Consider the following 301-nt stretch of genomic DNA (forward strand, 5'->3'; position numbering starts at 1 on the left):
GCGGCCGGATTCCAACTGGCGAAACAGCGCTACGTCGCGATGTTCGGTAAGGATGTAATGATGCGCCATGCCGGCGACGTGGCGGTCGATGGTTTCGCACAGAAGCCGGCAGCGCTCGAAATCGGGCGCATAGCTCGCGGTGACGATCGCGGCCAGGGGCGCGCGCGGCAGCGGTTCGATTTTGGTAGCAGTGTCCGGCACGAAATGGCTGTTCACCGGCGTGCCTCCGCCGGTCGCGGCCCAAGCGACAGCTTCTGCCTCACGACGCGCCACAGGAAGAGCGGGTTGCCGACGATGTAGC

1 pseudogene is annotated in these 301 nt (G+C 65.4%); it reads right to left on the reverse strand.

Annotated elements, in window-relative coordinates:
- Positions 1-216, reverse strand: a pseudogene (locus EN852_RS38885) (hypothetical protein); the annotation flags it as partial.
- Positions 217-301: the final 85 nt, after the last annotated feature.

This window comes from Mesorhizobium sp. M2E.F.Ca.ET.209.01.1.1 (genome assembly GCF_004010375.2).
Lineage (GTDB): Bacteria > Pseudomonadota > Alphaproteobacteria > Rhizobiales > Rhizobiaceae > Mesorhizobium.